This is a genomic window from Hymenobacter sp. HD11105 (assembly GCF_054051685.1).
The window spans coordinates 809871-824896 of record NZ_JBSWBR010000002.1 but is presented as its reverse complement, the minus strand read 5'-3'; the positions used below and the strand labels follow the sequence as shown (position 1 = coordinate 824896).

At 55.8% G+C, this 15026-nt stretch carries 12 protein-coding genes; 9 read left to right on the top strand and 3 right to left on the bottom strand.

From position 1 onward, the window contains the following. Positions 1-177 precede the first annotated feature (177 nt). The 5 genes from ACW9KT_RS09685 (at position 178) to ACW9KT_RS09665 (ending at position 7713) form a co-directional block, all read left to right on the top strand. Positions 178-828 (top strand): RNA polymerase sigma factor, encoded by a 651-nt coding sequence (locus tag ACW9KT_RS09685; RefSeq protein WP_457079756.1) that lies wholly within the window; start codon positions 178-180, stop codon positions 826-828. 140 nt (positions 829-968) lie between these two features. Beyond that, entirely contained in the window at positions 969-2054 is a 1086-nt protein-coding gene (locus ACW9KT_RS09680; RefSeq protein WP_457079754.1) for a FecR family protein, read from the top strand. A 122-nt stretch (positions 2055-2176) separates the two neighbouring features. Further along, on the top strand, positions 2177-5263 hold the full coding sequence (locus tag ACW9KT_RS09675) for a TonB-dependent receptor domain-containing protein (RefSeq protein ID WP_457079752.1): 3087 nt from the start codon (positions 2177-2179) through the stop codon (positions 5261-5263). Between the two features lie 109 nt (positions 5264-5372). Further along, positions 5373-6281, top strand: a complete 909-nt coding sequence (locus ACW9KT_RS09670; protein WP_457079750.1) for an AEC family transporter — start codon at positions 5373-5375, stop codon at positions 6279-6281. Between the two features lie 130 nt (positions 6282-6411). Then, complete coding sequence (locus ACW9KT_RS09665) at positions 6412-7713, top strand: cation:dicarboxylate symporter family transporter (protein WP_457079748.1); 1302 nt, start codon at positions 6412-6414, stop codon at positions 7711-7713. 117 nt (positions 7714-7830) lie between these two features. Here the strand turns inward: ACW9KT_RS09665 and ACW9KT_RS09660 are convergent, their stop codons facing one another. Together ACW9KT_RS09660 and ACW9KT_RS09655 are read right to left on the bottom strand one after the other, a co-directional pair. Continuing rightward, entirely contained in the window at positions 7831-8688 is an 858-nt protein-coding gene (locus ACW9KT_RS09660) for an alpha/beta hydrolase (protein ID WP_457079746.1), read from the bottom strand. Positions 8689-8738: 50 nt separating this feature from the next. Next, entirely contained in the window at positions 8739-10157 is a 1419-nt protein-coding gene (locus tag ACW9KT_RS09655; RefSeq protein WP_457079744.1) for a sugar transferase, read from the bottom strand. Positions 10158-10346: 189 nt separating this feature from the next. Here ACW9KT_RS09655 and ACW9KT_RS09650 point away from each other — a divergent pair, with 189 nt between their 5' ends. The 4 genes from ACW9KT_RS09650 (at position 10347) to ACW9KT_RS09635 (ending at position 13632) form a co-directional block, all read left to right on the top strand. Further along, positions 10347-11000, top strand: coding sequence for a protein-L-isoaspartate(D-aspartate) O-methyltransferase (locus ACW9KT_RS09650; RefSeq protein WP_457079742.1), 654 nt, complete (start codon positions 10347-10349; stop codon positions 10998-11000). A gap of 72 nt (positions 11001-11072) precedes the next feature. After that, positions 11073-12131, top strand: coding sequence for a redoxin domain-containing protein (locus tag ACW9KT_RS09645; protein ID WP_457079740.1), 1059 nt, complete (start codon positions 11073-11075; stop codon positions 12129-12131). An 85-nt stretch (positions 12132-12216) separates the two neighbouring features. Then, on the top strand, positions 12217-12735 hold the full coding sequence (locus ACW9KT_RS09640; RefSeq protein WP_457079738.1) for an acyl-CoA thioesterase: 519 nt from the start codon (positions 12217-12219) through the stop codon (positions 12733-12735). 99 nt (positions 12736-12834) lie between these two features. After that, complete coding sequence (locus ACW9KT_RS09635; protein WP_457079736.1) at positions 12835-13632, top strand: hypothetical protein; 798 nt, start codon at positions 12835-12837, stop codon at positions 13630-13632. Positions 13633-13839: 207 nt separating this feature from the next. On the opposite strand, the gene ACW9KT_RS09630 is transcribed toward ACW9KT_RS09635, so the two are convergent. Then, positions 13840-14988, bottom strand: coding sequence for a redoxin family protein (locus tag ACW9KT_RS09630; protein WP_457079734.1), 1149 nt, complete (start codon positions 14986-14988; stop codon positions 13840-13842). Positions 14989-15026 lie beyond the last annotated feature (38 nt).

Genomic DNA, 15026 nt, shown 5'->3' with positions numbered 1-15026 from the left:
AAATGATTTCCGCAGGTTGCAAAGCGAGGCAATCATTGGTTTTGGTTGTTCACGCCGCGCATTATGCTATTCATAAACCACAGCTTAACATGGAAGGTGAGCCCCGCACAAAATTTACTTTAATTGATAAATTATTATAAATTGTAGGGACCATTATAAGTTGGTTTTCACGCATTTATGAGAAGCCTTTTGTCTATCGGCTCCACTTGCCCACAGTCCTGTGCCAGCTGGGACGACGATGCGCTAGTGCTGGGCTTAGAAGCCGGAAACGAAAGGGCCTTCACCGAGATATACGAGCGTTACTGGCAACGACTTTACGCGCTGGCCCACCGCAAGCTCAAAGCCAGCGCCGATGCGGAGGAGGTGGTACAAGACGTATTCGTGAACCTCTGGCACAAGCGTAGCACCGCTCGCATTTATAAGTTGGATGCGTACTTATTTGCGGCCGCCAAGTACAAAATCATTGACTGCCTGCGCGCCCGCATGACCCACAGTGGCTACATTGCCTACGCAGCCCCGCATTCGCGCCTAGCTGATAGGAGCATGGAAGGAGAACTGGGTGCCATAGACTTATCGGGGGCGTTGGCAGCCAGCGTGGGTCATTTACCAGAAAACACACAAACGGTCTTCCGGTTGAGCCGGGAAGAGTATCAATCGGTACCAGAAATAGCGGTGCGCCTCAATCTGGCGCCTAAAACGGTAGAGTACCATCTCACCCGCTCCTTGCGGTTTCTGCGCGCCCGCTTAAGAGAATTTTTACTATTTCCGTTTATACTAGCACAGGTTATATTTGAACACAAGACTTTTATTATCAATTATTTATACTAATTATTTTACTCTGTGAGCAGCAGCACACACTGCACTTTTTGCCATTTTCCGACTTATTCTAAAATAAATAAGCCCCCCAGGCCAGGGGTAGGCTCATCATGTGCGACTAGTGAATAAGAGCCTTCTTATTTCTATCGAGCATGAAGCAAGCGAACTTTAAAAAGGCATTGCATCGCTATTTGCAGGGCGAAAGTCCGCCCGCTGAAGCGCGACTTGTGGAGCAGTGGTATCAGGATCTAAACGAATCGTCGCCGGACCACAAGCTAAGCCCAGCCGACCACGCTCGCCTGAAGGCAGCCCTGTGGAGCCGGATACAACACAATATTCAGGCGCCAGCAACCACTCAGGTTTCTGTACGGATTTGGGATACGCCCGTATTGCGCTGGGCCGTGGCCGCAATTCTGGTTTTAGGCCTTGGTTTTGGTGGATTTCAACTACTTCGACCGCAGCAATCTGTAGTCGTAGCCAGCCGCCCGGCGGCGCCGCACCTCGTATCCAGCCCTGGCCAAACGCAGTGGATTACGCGCACCAATCCAACAAACCAAGTAATGCAGCTGGCACTAGGCGATGGCAGCACCGTGGCCTTGCAGCCGAGCAGCAGCCTGCGCTATCCTCCTCTATTCACAGGTGCGCAGCGGGAAGTACACCTACAAGGCGAGGCTTTCTTTGAAGTAGCCCACAATCCAGCTAAGCCCTTTCTGGTGTTCACTGACAAGCTCGTTACTAGGGTGCTCGGCACCAGCTTTACGGTGCGCGCATTTCCCGACCAGCGCCAGGCGGTGGTGATGGTGCGCACGGGCCGGGTACAGGTAAGCCCTCGCGCCAGTAGTTCCAAAGGCGCTTCACGTCGGGTAGCCACGCCGCTCGAGCTCATTCCGAACCAGCAGGTAGCGTATTCGCCGGAAGTGCTGGAGATGCGCAAGGAGCTGGTAGAACGCCCGGCCCTCCTCAACCCCCGCCCCTTTGCCTTCGACGACCGACCAGTTACGGAAGTGATTCGGGCCCTAGAGCAGGCCTACGGCGTGCCTATCGTCTACGATGCGGAGGCCTTGGAAGACTGCACAGTACGGCTGATTTTCAAGGAAGAGCCTCTGTTTGAGAAGCTTGATCTGCTGTGCAAGGCGCTCGGGGCTTCTTATGAGCGGGCGGGCACCAAGGTTCTTTTTTACAGCAAGGGCTGCCGCAGCAAGCTCGGTACGCCAAGCACGGCATCAGTTGAGGGCTAAGCCAGAAAACTGCCCCCCGGCTAGGCAGTATCGTTCTTATACCCTTACTGATTAGCTCATTACGCTTCTCCTGTTTCTACTCACTCCATTCACTACGTCCCACCAATCCCATTTTCCACCCCATGAAACTACCATTACCCCTCGTCCATCTTTGCCGGCAGTTGTTGCTGGTGTGGATGCCGCTGCTTGCGCTGGTCGCGCCGGCTACCGCCGCGAATCGGCCTACCACGCAGAACGTGCTGGAGCAGCACGTGACCCTTTTACTGGAAGAGCAGCCAGTACTGACGGCGCTGGCAAGTCTCGAAAATCAAGTAAATACTCGCTTCCTGTACAGCCCACAGCTTATTGGGGCTAATCGCAAAGTGACTTTGCAAGCTGTGGATACGCCCTTGAGCGGGGTGCTGCAATCCTTGTTTGGGCCCCTGCAAATCACCTACGAGGTAGTGGATAGCGGCATTCTGCTGGCTCCCATTATTGAAACCAAGAAAGCGGCCGACGCAACCGTGACGGGGCGGGTAGTAGGTGGCGACGGCGAGCCGATTCCGGGCGCTACGGTGCTGGAACAAGGCACCAACAACGGTATCAGCACCGACGGCGACGGACGTTTTTCTATCACTGTGAAGCCCGGCGCGACCTTGGTAATCTCGGCTATTGGCTTCCGAAGCCAGCAGATAGCCGTGGGCGACCGGACTACGCTAAACGTTCGGCTGGAAACGAGCACCACTGAGTTGGGCCAAGTTACGGTAGTGGGCTCGCGCGGCCTGCCCCGCACTGATGTAGAGCGCCCTGCCCCGGTTGACGTACTCAACGCCAAAGAATTGCAAGCCACTGGGCAGGTTGATCTGGGCCAGCAGGTGCAGTTTAACTCTCCTTCCTTCAACTCTGCTAAAACCGGCGTAAACGGCGTAGCCAACTATGCTGACCCAGCCACCCTGCGCGGCCTCTCCCCCGACCAGGTACTTGTGCTCGTAGATGGCAAGCGCCGCCACCAGTTTTCGGCCCTCAACCTGAACGTAACTGTGGGTAGCGGCACGGTAGTAACCGACCTAAACTCGGTGCCTACGCTGGCCGTGGAGCGCATCGAAGTGCTGCGCGATGGCGCGGCGGCCCAATACGGCTCCGATGCTATTGCGGGCGTTATCAACCTGGGGCTCAACAAAAGCACGGGCGTGGCTACTGTCAGAACCCAATATGGCATCACTCAGGAAGGCGACGGCGCGCAATACCTCGCGGGAGCCAACTATGGCATTAAGCTGGGCAAAACCAACCCCGGCTACCTCAACCTGACCCTGCAATATCAACGGCAAAACCAAACCAACCGCTCCGATGACTATGTGGGGGGCATTTATACCGCCTTCCCGGCCCTGACCTCCGCCAACCCGACGCCAACCGCTACGCAGATTGCTAATGAGAACCGCATCCGGGCCGAGCGGGGCGTGTATCCACCGGTTGGTGAGCCTTTCAAAGTAGGCGTGTACGGTAGCAACCAAGCCGATATTTATCAGGGTTTCTATAACCTAGGCGTACCAATCGGCGGGGCCGGCTGGTCGGTGTACAGCTTCGGTGGGTACTCGCGCAAGGACATTCTGGCGTACGGATTTTTCCGCAACGCCCAGCCAAACAATGTGAATTACAGCCCTGTGCAGCCCGACGGCTACTTACCCGAGTTACCCGGCCGTAGCGACGACTACTCCGCTGTAGTGGGACTAAATCGTAAGCTGGCTGGTGGCTGGAACCTAGATTTCAGCACGGGCTACGGCTACAATTATCTAGATCTGTTTGCCAACAAAACATCGAATCCTTCTCTGGGAGCCGCCTCTCCTACCGACTTTTACGTGGGCCGTAGCGCCTTCGGGCAGAGCACGAGCGAGGTAAACGTGTCGCGCAACTACGTTGGCTTGTTCGGCACCAAGTCATTCAACCTTGCTTTGGGCAGCCAGTTCCGGGTCGACCGCTTTGAGCTGGAAAAAGGCAGCCCTGAGTCTTACGAGGTAGGACCATTCGCGCTAGCCGCGCCGGCCACGCCTACTTCTCCCGCCCGCACCGCTAAGGCTCCCGGCTCCAGCGGCCGCCCCGGCATTGCCCCCGACGACGAAACCAACACCACCCGCAGCAACGTGGGCGTGTATGTAGACGTGGAAAGTGACATCACGGAGCGCTGGTTGGTGACTACCGCCCTGCGCTACGAGAACTACTCCGACTTTGGATCCAACATATCTGGTAAGCTGGCATCGCGCCTCAAGGTGACGGAAGGAATTGCCTTGCGCGGCTCCATCAACCGGGGCTTCCGGGCGCCTTCTTTGCAGCAAACCTTCAATAGCGTAACCACCTCCACGGTGCAAGCCGGAGCTATTGTTCAAACCAAGCAGTTGCGCAACAACGACCCCCGTCTAGTGCCCCTGGGCGTGAGCGATCCGAAGGCTGAAACCTCCTGGAACTACAGTGTTGGCGTAGCCGCCCGGCTCACTGAGGATCTGCTTTTCACCGTCGATGCCTACCAGATTGACATTCGAGACCGCATCATCAATAGCGAGCGATTGGTAAAAAGCGACATTCGGGCCCTGCAGACCCCAGACTTTGAGAACATCAGCGAAATCCGCTTTTTCACCAATGCCATCGACACCCGCACCCGCGGCATCGACCTGGTGACTACCTACAAGTATGATTTCAGTGAGCGTAGCCGCCTGAGCACCAGTCTGGCCCTTTCCTTTAATGCTACCAACATCGTGCGCACCGGCGATACGCCAGCCGCCCTGCAAGCCGGCACTACCAACCGGATTCTGCTCATCGACACGGTAAGCATCGGGCTGATTGAGCGGGCCCAGCCGCGCCAGAAAGTGCTGTTTTCGGTCACCTACCAGCTTGGCAAGTTCAGCATCACGCCTCGCGCCTCCTACTTCGGGCCCGTGACAGCCTACGAGAAGCCGGCCAACATCGCGGCCACTGCAACCACCCCATTACGCTACGTACCACACATCAGCCAGGAATTCAGCGGCAAAACATTGCTCGACCTAGCCTTAGTGTACAATCCGGTGAAGGTCGTGTCAATATCGGTTGGGGCTAATAACATCACCAATGTCTATCCTGACAAGGTAGATGCCGCCCGTTTTGCCAGCTATTCCAACGGCGAAATCCCTTATTCCCGCAACGTGGCTCAGTTTGGCTTTAACGGTGCTTACTACTATACCAACCTCACATTGACGTTTTAAGGGCAAGGATTTGAAAGGATGAAGTGGTGCGTTTGTCGGTTTACTTGCGCAATCAAAAATGAGCTTACCACTTCACCCTTTCACAACCTCACCACTTCGTACACAAAACATGATCAACCTTACCTTGCTGCTGCTGTGTCTGGGTGCCGGGGCGGTGCTGCGGCAGTGGCGGGTGGTACCAGTTGGCGCTCCGGCAGTGCTCAACCAGCTGTTGATCATGGTTTTCATGCCGGCGCTCACGTTTTTGCACCTCTCAGTAGCCCGCCTCGACAGCCATTTTCTGCTGCCGGTGCTGGCGCCCTGGCTGATTTTTGGGGCTGGCTATTTGTTCTTTGAAGCCGTGGGGCGCCGTTTGCAGCTTTCACGGGCTACCATTGGCGCCCTGATTCTAACGGGCGGCATCAGCAGCACTTCCTTTGTCGGCTTCCCAATATTTGAGCTGTTGTATGGGCATGAGGGCTTGGAGCTAGGCATCATGATGAGTCAGGCCGGCTCCTTTCTAATCGGGGTGACGATAGGCGTAGCGGTAGCATCGTGGTACGGGGCCGCCGAACCGTCCTGGGGGGCAATTTTCCTCAACGTGCTGCGGTTTCCGCCCTTTATAGCCTTCGTACTGGCGATGATTGCCAATGCGGCTGGCTACCAGCACCCAGCGTTGGTGCGCGGGGTGTTGGAAAAACTGAGCGCACCGTTTCCCATTATTGCCCTGCTTTCGGTGGGCTTGCAGCTAAACGTAGTAGTGCCCCGCGCGCAAGTTCGAGGGCTGGTACTGGGCTTATCTTACAAGCTATTGCTGGCCCCGCTGCTCATTTATGGCCTCTATCACACTCTGGCTCAACAGCACAGCCGCGTGGTCGACCTTTGTGTGCTGGGCGCCGCTATTGGCCCGATGAATACGGCCGCCGTTTTGGCGGAACGCTACGGGCTAAATTCGCCGCTGGCCGCGCAAATGGTGGGGCTGGGTATTCCGCTTTCCTTGCCCTTGTTGGCATTGCTGGGTTGGTGGTTCACGCGGTAGAAACGCTTACTTGCACCGTGTGAGTCAATAGAAACCTATGTGCAATAGCTGGTTGTGCCACTTGATACAATGGTCTCCTCAACTCACTAATTCACCATTTCACCGCTTCACCTCTCTTTAGGTTGATTTCATGAAAAAAATCGTCACCAACCTCACCTTTTGGGTGCTGACGGCCATTATAGCCGGGGCGCTGCTGGGACATTTTGCTCCGGCCACGGCCGTGAAGATGGACGTGCTTGGCAAGTCCTTTATCAACGTAGTCAAGCTCTTTATCAACCCTATCATCTTTCTGACTATCACCCTGGGCATCAGCAGCATGGGTGACTTGAAGAAGGTGGGCCGGATTGGCGGCAAGGCCCTGATTTACTTCGAAGTCGTGACTACCCTGGCCCTGGTTATTGGCATTGCCGTGGCGTATGTCATTCAACCCGGTGCGGGCGTCGTGCCCCAAAATACCGACGGAGCCGGCATAGACCAATTCACCCAGCGGGCAGGGGAATTTTCCTGGCTGCATTTCCTGGCCGACAACCTGACCTTGCAAGTGCTGCTCGTGTCCATAGTGGGCGGCATGTTTCTGAGCCGCTACGCCCGGCGCCAGCCCATCATCGACCGGCTTACCTGGGCCTCCCGCTACGTGTTTTTGGGCCTGCATTGGGTGATGCGGTTTGCACCTATCGGGGCATTTGGGGGCATGGCCTTTACCATCGGCAAGTACGGCGTGGGCACGCTCATTCCCCTAGGCAAGCTCATGGTGACGGTGTATGTGACCATGGCCTTATTCGTTTTTATAGTGCTGGGGGCCATTATGCGCTACTGCCGGCTGCGGCTGCTCTCGTTTCTAGGCTACATCAAGGAAGAGTTGCTCATTGTGCTGGGCACCTCGTCTTCAGAAGCCGGCCTGCCGGGCCTGATGGAGAAGCTGGAGCGCATGGGCTGCGCTAAACCTGTAGTGGGTCTGGTAGTGCCGGCTGGCTATTCCTTCAACCTCGATGGCACCACGATCTACCTTTCTCTGGCCACACTATTTCTGGCCCAAGTATACAACGTGACGCTGACTGGGGGGCAAATTCTGACGGTTATCGGCATCCTGATGGTGACCAGCAAAGGGGCGGCGGGCGTCACGGGTTCAGGCTTTGTAGTGCTGGCCAGCACGCTCACGGCCATCAAGGTTATTCCGGTGGAAGGCTTGGCCCTGCTACTTGGCGTCGACCGATTTATGTCAGAGGCGCGCTCCATTACTAACTTCATCGGCAATGGCGTGGCCACCATTTTCCTGGCTCACAATGAGGGTGCCCTCGACCACGCCCAGGCCGAGCGTATGCTCGAAGGTCATACCAGCATTTCCACGGTTGAGGAGGCTATTGACCAGTATAATCCTTCCCTGCCCAATCTGCCGGTCGAGCCGGCTGCCCCGCGCAAAGAAGTGCTGTAGCGCCACCTGTTTACTTAAGCAATAAACCTGCTGATTGCCTTCCAAAGTCAGCTTGCCGATTGGCTTCCAGACAACTCAATTAAACCAAACACCGGACAGGTTCAACGGGCCAAGCAATCAGCGAGCCGCCGGTGTGTTTGTTGGTTGCAGTTTGAGAAATGCCCGGAATGCTTTTAAAGCAGCCGGATGGTAAATTGTGCCATGGGTCTCCTGCGGCATGGGCTCATACTGCCAGATTATGCCGTGTGCAGTTTTTGCTCGCAAAGTCTTCGCTAGGCGGCTGGTGGCTTCAGCAATATCTTTCTGGTCGCTACTGGCCAGAAACAGTTTTTTTGATTGCCTGGACTTTGTTTGGAGTAGCGCCGAAGCTTGGTTGACTAGGTAATTATTATTCCACCACAGGCTTGGGTCGAAAGCCAGATAGGTGTCAAATAAGTCTGGTTCAAGCAGTAAGGTTTCTACAATGAAGAGACCAGCCAGCGATTCGCCTACAATAGCGGTTTCGGCAGTAGTGCGGTAGCGTCGCTTTACTTCTGGCATCAGCTCCTGCCGAATGAACTGCCGAAATGCCGCGGACCCGCCTACCTGGGGGGCAATTTTCTTGTCTTCCGTGTTGGTAGTAGGCCCGGTCAGGTCACGGCGGCGAGCTGTATTTTCAATGCCCACCAGCAGAAAGGGCCGCATCGTTCCATTGCCCACCGACACCTGCACCAAGCCCGCAACATGCAGAAAATCCTCGGCCATACCGCCGTCGGGCATGTATAGCACGGGAAGCCGCAAGCTGGCCGAATCGGCGTAACCGGGCGGCAGATACACGTTAATCCGGCGCGTTTCACCTAAGGTTTTCGACTCAATGGTGAAGGTTTGCCCTATTACCAACGGCGCTGACGCTCCGCTGCTCGACTGGCCTTGGGCCGCTACTACGAAACCCAGACACAAAAGGAAGGAGGTAAACAGGGAGCGCAAAAGAGTCATGGCTTACGCGAATTAGTAGTGAATACTCGATACCAGCGTATCGCTATGCCTTACTTGCCCCGGCCCTCAATGATAATCTTGAGTGTGTAAAGCAGCACGCGAAAGTCCATAGCCAGACTCATATTCTCGATGTAAAGAATATCGAATTTGAGGCGCTCTACCATTTGCGGCACCGTTTCGGCGTAGCCGTATTTTACCTGGCCCAGCGACGTGAGGCCAGGCCGCACGCGATGTAGATGGCGGTAATGGGGGGCAATTTTGATGATCTGATTGATGAAAAATTGCCGCTCCGGGCGCGGTCCCACAATGCTCATTTCCCCCTTGATAACGTTCCAGAACTGGGGTAGCTCGTCCAGGCGCACCTTGCGCATGAAGCGGCCCCAGGGCGTAATGCGCGGATCGTGGTCGGAGCTGAGCGCGGGGCCGCATTCCTCAGCATCGATGTACATGGAGCGAAATTTATAAATCCGAAACGGCACGCCCTGCCGGCCGATGCGCTCCTGGCTATAAAACACCGGCCCCGGCGACGAAAGCTTCACCATGACGGCCGTAACGGCATAAACCGGCCAGGCTAGCAGCAGAAATAAACCGGAGCCCACCACGTCAATCACGCGCTTGAGCACCTCCTGCCACAGCGGCAACAAGTCCTGCTTGATCTCAATGAGGGGTGTGCCAAACAAGTGGTTTACTTTCACCGACCCCAACAGCATCTGATACAGGTCGGGAAGCACACTGACGCGAGCGGGAGTGCCTTCCAGCAAAGCCAAGAGTTCCTGAATCATGCGGTGCTCGCTGGGCTCAATGGCAATTACAATCTGCTCGATGTGCAGAGCCCGAATAAGGGCAGGCAGGCGCTGGTAGCTACCCCGCCGGGGCAGGGCGTCAGCCAGGGCGCTATCGACGGTATCTCCGACGGGCGTGAAGCCCACCAGTTTGAGTCCCAGGTGGCGGCTGGTACGGGCCAGTTCGTGGTAAGTGTCGTGAGCTAAAGAGTTGGAGCCGACCAGTAGAGTATTAAAGGAAATAACGCCCCCGCGTACCAGCTTCTGTACGCTGCTCACGGCCCAGGTACGCAGCACAGCCGTTATGAAAAAGTGCAGCAGGAAGTAGGCTGAAATCGTTTTGTAGTAGAGCTGGTAGCTATTTACACCCTCATCATCGAGCAGAAAGGCAAAGAAAATAACCAACGCTCCAATCACTGATACGCGCGCCAGCCTAATAATTTCGGCCAGACGAGATTTGCGAAAAATATCGCGGTACTCACCAATGAGGGCGTAAAGCACGAGCCAGAAACTGGCAATAACCAGAGCCGAGCCGGTCAGCGAGAACAGCACGCTTTCAGTGAAGCGGTAACCTTCATTTATTTCGCTGAGCAGGTATTTGCGCAGCAGAAAAAAGCATATCCATGCCAAGAGGGCCGCTCCGAAATCGGCGCCTATCAGCTTCAGCTTTTGGATGGTACGAATCAAGGGCTAACAACTAAGCCGGACCTAGGGGCGCGGCAACAACGGGTGGCGGTGCAGCAATGGCGACGAAAGCGTAATTTCGCCGTCAGGACTGCGCTGGGGGGCAATTTTGCTTCTACAAGTAACAGTCAAAGGTAGGGCATTAAAGCGGAATTTTCCGGCCCCTCGCGCCTACCGTTTCGTATTCATCACATGGATGCTAATAGCTACCGGCACCGTGGCCTGCGGCGGGCCCTCGTGGAAGAGCTGCGCCGCAAAGGCATTCGCGATGAGCGCGTGCTGACGGCCCTAGGTACCGTGCCGCGCCACTTGTTTTTTGCCCCAGCTTTCCAGGCCCACGCCTACCAGGACAAGGCATTTCCCATTGGCGAGGGCCAGACCATTTCTCAGCCGTACACTGTAGCCTACCAAACAGAGCTACTGCGCCTTACACCCCACGACCGAGTGCTGGAAATCGGCACGGGCTCGGGGTACCAGTGCTGCGTGCTGCTGCAGCTTACGCCCCACGTGTTCAGCGTTGAGTATAACCCCAAACTGTTTGAAGGCACGCGCAAGCGCCTGCTGGAGCTGCACCAACACGCCCACCTAGTTTGTGGCGACGGCTCCTTGGGGCTGCCGGAGCAAGCCCCTTTCGATAAGATTCTGGTTACGGCCGGCTCGCCCAACATCCCGCGGCCCTTGCTGCGTCAGCTGCGCATTGGCGGGGCGCTGGTTATTCCAGTGGGCGATGCACAGGTGCAGCGCATGATGCGGGTGGTGCGGGAAAGCGAAGACGAGTTTTCGCGGGAGATTTTTGAGGAGTTCCGGTTTGTGCCGCTGTTGGGCCGGGCCGGGTGGGGCGGGTAAAATGGAAGCATGACAAGATACTATAGTATAAATATATATATTTCTCGCGCTACCACTTATACCTTGCTTGCTATGCTAAAATCCTCTATTCTCTGTGCACTTCTGAATCTGCCTGCGGTACTAGCCACCGCCCAAAACAGCCGTTCCTGTCAGATTATAGGCAATATCAAAGGGTTGGGAAATAAGCCCGTCGTATTTGTGTACGAGCAGAAAGGGCATCAGCATCGAGATACCGTGCGCGCCGTTAATGACCGCTTCACGTACGTAGCGCCCTTCAGCGACGACGGCACGGTCTACTTAAAACTTATTCCTTCGCGCCTCACTACTTTCTGGTCCGATCCAGGCCAGAAAGTGACGATAACAGGCTCCATAGCTGAACCTGGCCAACTCGCGATTCTGGGCTCTCCAGATAATGACTTGCTCACACACTTCAACCAACAAATAGGGTGGAAATTTGATCGGCGCATGAGGGCTCATCCTGATTCTATGCTGGCATTACAACAGCTAGCTCAGCGGCCTACCCTCGACTTTATTAAAGCTCATCCACGGAGCCGCATCAGCGCTGACCTGCTTTACTTTCAAACCCGCTACGACGATAAGCCTCTGGCCGAGTACGAGTTGCTGCTACGTAGCATGTCGGCAAGCGTTCAAGCTAGTCCGCAGGGCCAAAATGTCGGCCGTCGATTGCAGGCAATTCGCAATCAACCTGCCGTGGGTCGGCCAGCTCCAGCCTTCACCATACCTGATACTGCGGGTGTAGCCGTATCGCTGGCTAAGTTTAAGGGTCAGTACGTGCTACTTGACTTCTGGGGGCACTGGTGCGGACCCTGTATTAAGGCCATGCCTCACCTCAAGCAATTACAAACGCGATACGGCCAACAACTAGCGGTGGTGGGCATCGGCATGGAACATGCGGATGACAAGCAGAATTGGCTAAACGCTATTCGCAAGCACCGCGTTACTTGGACCCAACTTTCGGAGTTAAACACGGACAAGGGGACAATTGAACAATATAATATCAATGGATTTCCCAGCTATTTGCTCCTGGATAAGCAAGGTGTTGTATTGGAGCAAAGCCTGGAGCTTGACTCGATCGAAGAGCGCTTAAAGCTACTGCTACCCAAACCGTAGCCGTTGCTTGGAGGGCAATATGCGGGCAGACCCGGCGCGGCCGCTTATCTTCGCGGCTTCAATCTCGCCTCTTCTCTCTACCCCGATGCGCAAACAGAAGCCCGTCAAAGACTCGTTCGTAAACATGACCGAGTTGGTGCTGCCCAACGATACCAACACGCTCAACAACCTTATGGGCGGCCGCATGATGCACCTAATGGACATCGCCGCCGCTATTTCTGCCCAAAAGCATTCCAACCGCATCGTTGTGACGGCTTCCGTCGATAACGTGTCATTCAGTGCCGGCATTCGCCTGGGCAACGTCGTGACGCTGCAAGCCCAGGTGACGCGCTCCTTTAGCTCGTCAATGGAAGTGCACATCAATGTGTGGGCCGAAGACATCCCAACGGGCACCAAAGTAAAATCCAACGAGGCCTTTTTCACCTTCGTGGCTGTGGACCAGTCGGGCCGCCCAATTGATGTGCCTGAGGCCGTGGCCGAAACCGAAGAGGAAATCCGCCTGTACGACGGGGCGCTGCGGCGGCGGCAGCTGCGCTTGGTGCTCGGCGGCCGCATGAAGCCCGAAGAAGCCACGGAGCTTAAGGCCATTTTTGAGTTGGAATAAGGTGAATGTATTAAATTGTTGAGGGTTAAATGGCTGTTGTCCAACACGCCCCAGAACGACCAGTCATTTGACCTGCAACCATTTAACGAGCTTTTTTCTATGCACGAGGCTTCACTGGCTTTTTTTCAGAATTTCTACACCAACGTATCGCTGTACGTGGTTGCGGAGGCAGATGAAAATGCCCCCCAGCCAGCAACAGTGGAGCCAGTGGCAGCACCAGTAGCGGCCTCAGCATCATCTGCTTCCAGTGCCGCTACGCAGTCTGCTCCCATTGCACCTCCCGCAGCTGTGCCCCCACCTGCGGTCCAAAAGGCGCCCTCTCCGCCGCCAGCGGCACCGCCAGTTGTGGCCGCACCGACACCGGTTGCCCCTGCGCGCTTACCGTCGTTGGCGGGGCTACAATTGCCCCCCACGCCTGCTGTAGCGCCTGTAGTTGCTCCTACTCCGGCTACTCCTCCCTCTGCCCCGGCCCCGCCACAGCGCACGGCTCCGCCCCTCACCGAAACACCGTTCTCCACGCTAGGCAGCAACGCGAAAGGGCTGGTCATTCTGGTGCGGATGGACCCCGAGCGGTTCCGGCGCTTGCCCAAAAACGTCTTCTTAAACAACCTACTCAAGGCCATCCGCCTGATTATGGAAGATGTGGTGCTTATCAATGTGGAGTCACACCTACCGGTGGCTTTGAGCACCTTACGCCAAAAGCTGGCGGCCAAGCAAGTCATTGGCTTCGGCAAAAACCTGCTCGACGTGGCCATCTACAAAACCCAGCTCTACGAACCCGTGCTGCTGGTCAACGACGTGGCCTACCTGCCCGCCGCCGAAATTGAGCTGCTAGAGGAAGACAATAGCCGCAAAAAGCTACTCTGGCAAGCAATGCAGCGTATGTTTTTAAGCTAGGCTTATTTATTACTTGCTGATTTATGAAAACAGGCGGTCATGCAGAGCGCAGCGAAGCATCTCGCGTGCTGATGCTGGAATACTAACCTCACTACTGCAAACGAGATGCTTCGCTGCGCTCTGCATGACCACCTTACTGGAATAAGCTTACAAAAAAGCCCCCCAGGAATTCCTGGGGGGCTTTTTTGTAAGCTTTAACTTTAAACCTTAATTCGCAGCCAACACTGACTTCAGCTTTTCCTCCAGTTCCTCACCGCGCAGGTTTTTAGCGATGATGCGGCCCTGTGGATCCAGCAAGACGGTCTGCGGGATAGACTTCACGCCGTAGGTCTGGCCAGCGGCGCTTTCCCAGCCTTTCAGGTCCGATACGTGGGTCCAGGTGAGGCCATCTTTTTCAATAGCTTTCTCCCACTTGGTTTTATCCTGGTCGAAGGAGACGCCGTAAATCTCGAAGCCTTTGCTTTTGTACTTGTTGTACATGCGCACCACGTTGGGGTTTTCCTGCCGGCAAGGTCCGCACCAAGAAGCCCAGAAATCAATCAGCACGTACTTGCCACGTAGGCTGCTCAGTGAAACAGCTGGGCCAGCAGGCGAGGCTAGCTGAATGTCGGGCGCCACTACGCCTACGGCCGTGGGGCGCAACACATCCAGGCGCGTCACCAATGACTGGGTGTAGCGCGAGTCAGGCAAGGTTTTCTTGAACTGCGTCGTCATGGAATCGGCGAAGGGAAACTGCTCATCGGGGTTCAGCACGTTGCCCACCACAAAAGCCGACACGACGGAGTTGGGGTTCTGACGCACCAAACTTTTGATGGCGTTGATGTTGCGCGTTTGCACGGCCGTAAAACGTGTACGGATGGCGCGCATCGAGTCTTCACGGCCGGCCTGGGCAAACTGGTTGTAGCGCTCCCCGAGGCCCTCCACCGTCTTTTTAGTCTTATCCAGCTCCCGCATCAGGCGCTGCATGAGCTCCGAATCGGGAGAGCCTTTCACGGTGTAGCTGGTGCCCAACTGAGCCGCATCGCCAGTTACTTGCACCTGACTGCCATTTTTGAGCGCCAGCAGTACTTGGTTGGCGTCATCTACTTTGAGTTGATACAAACCGGCCTCGGGCACGGTGCCCTTCATCGTGAAAGTACCTTTCTCGTCGACGGTAGCGGTATCGCGCGAAATGTATTGCGTTTCGCCTAGCTCCGCCAGATACACTTTGGTACCGGCTGGGGCGTTGGTCAGCTGCCCACTTACCTGGTAACTCTCGCCCGCGGCGGTGGCAGCCGTGCCGGAGCTAGGCGCTGTGGCTCGATTGCAGGCATTGGCCATGCCCATGACAGCGGCAAACAGCAGTATACTCTTCATCTTATTCATTATCTCGGTTAAAAAGCCAGGCCCGGAAG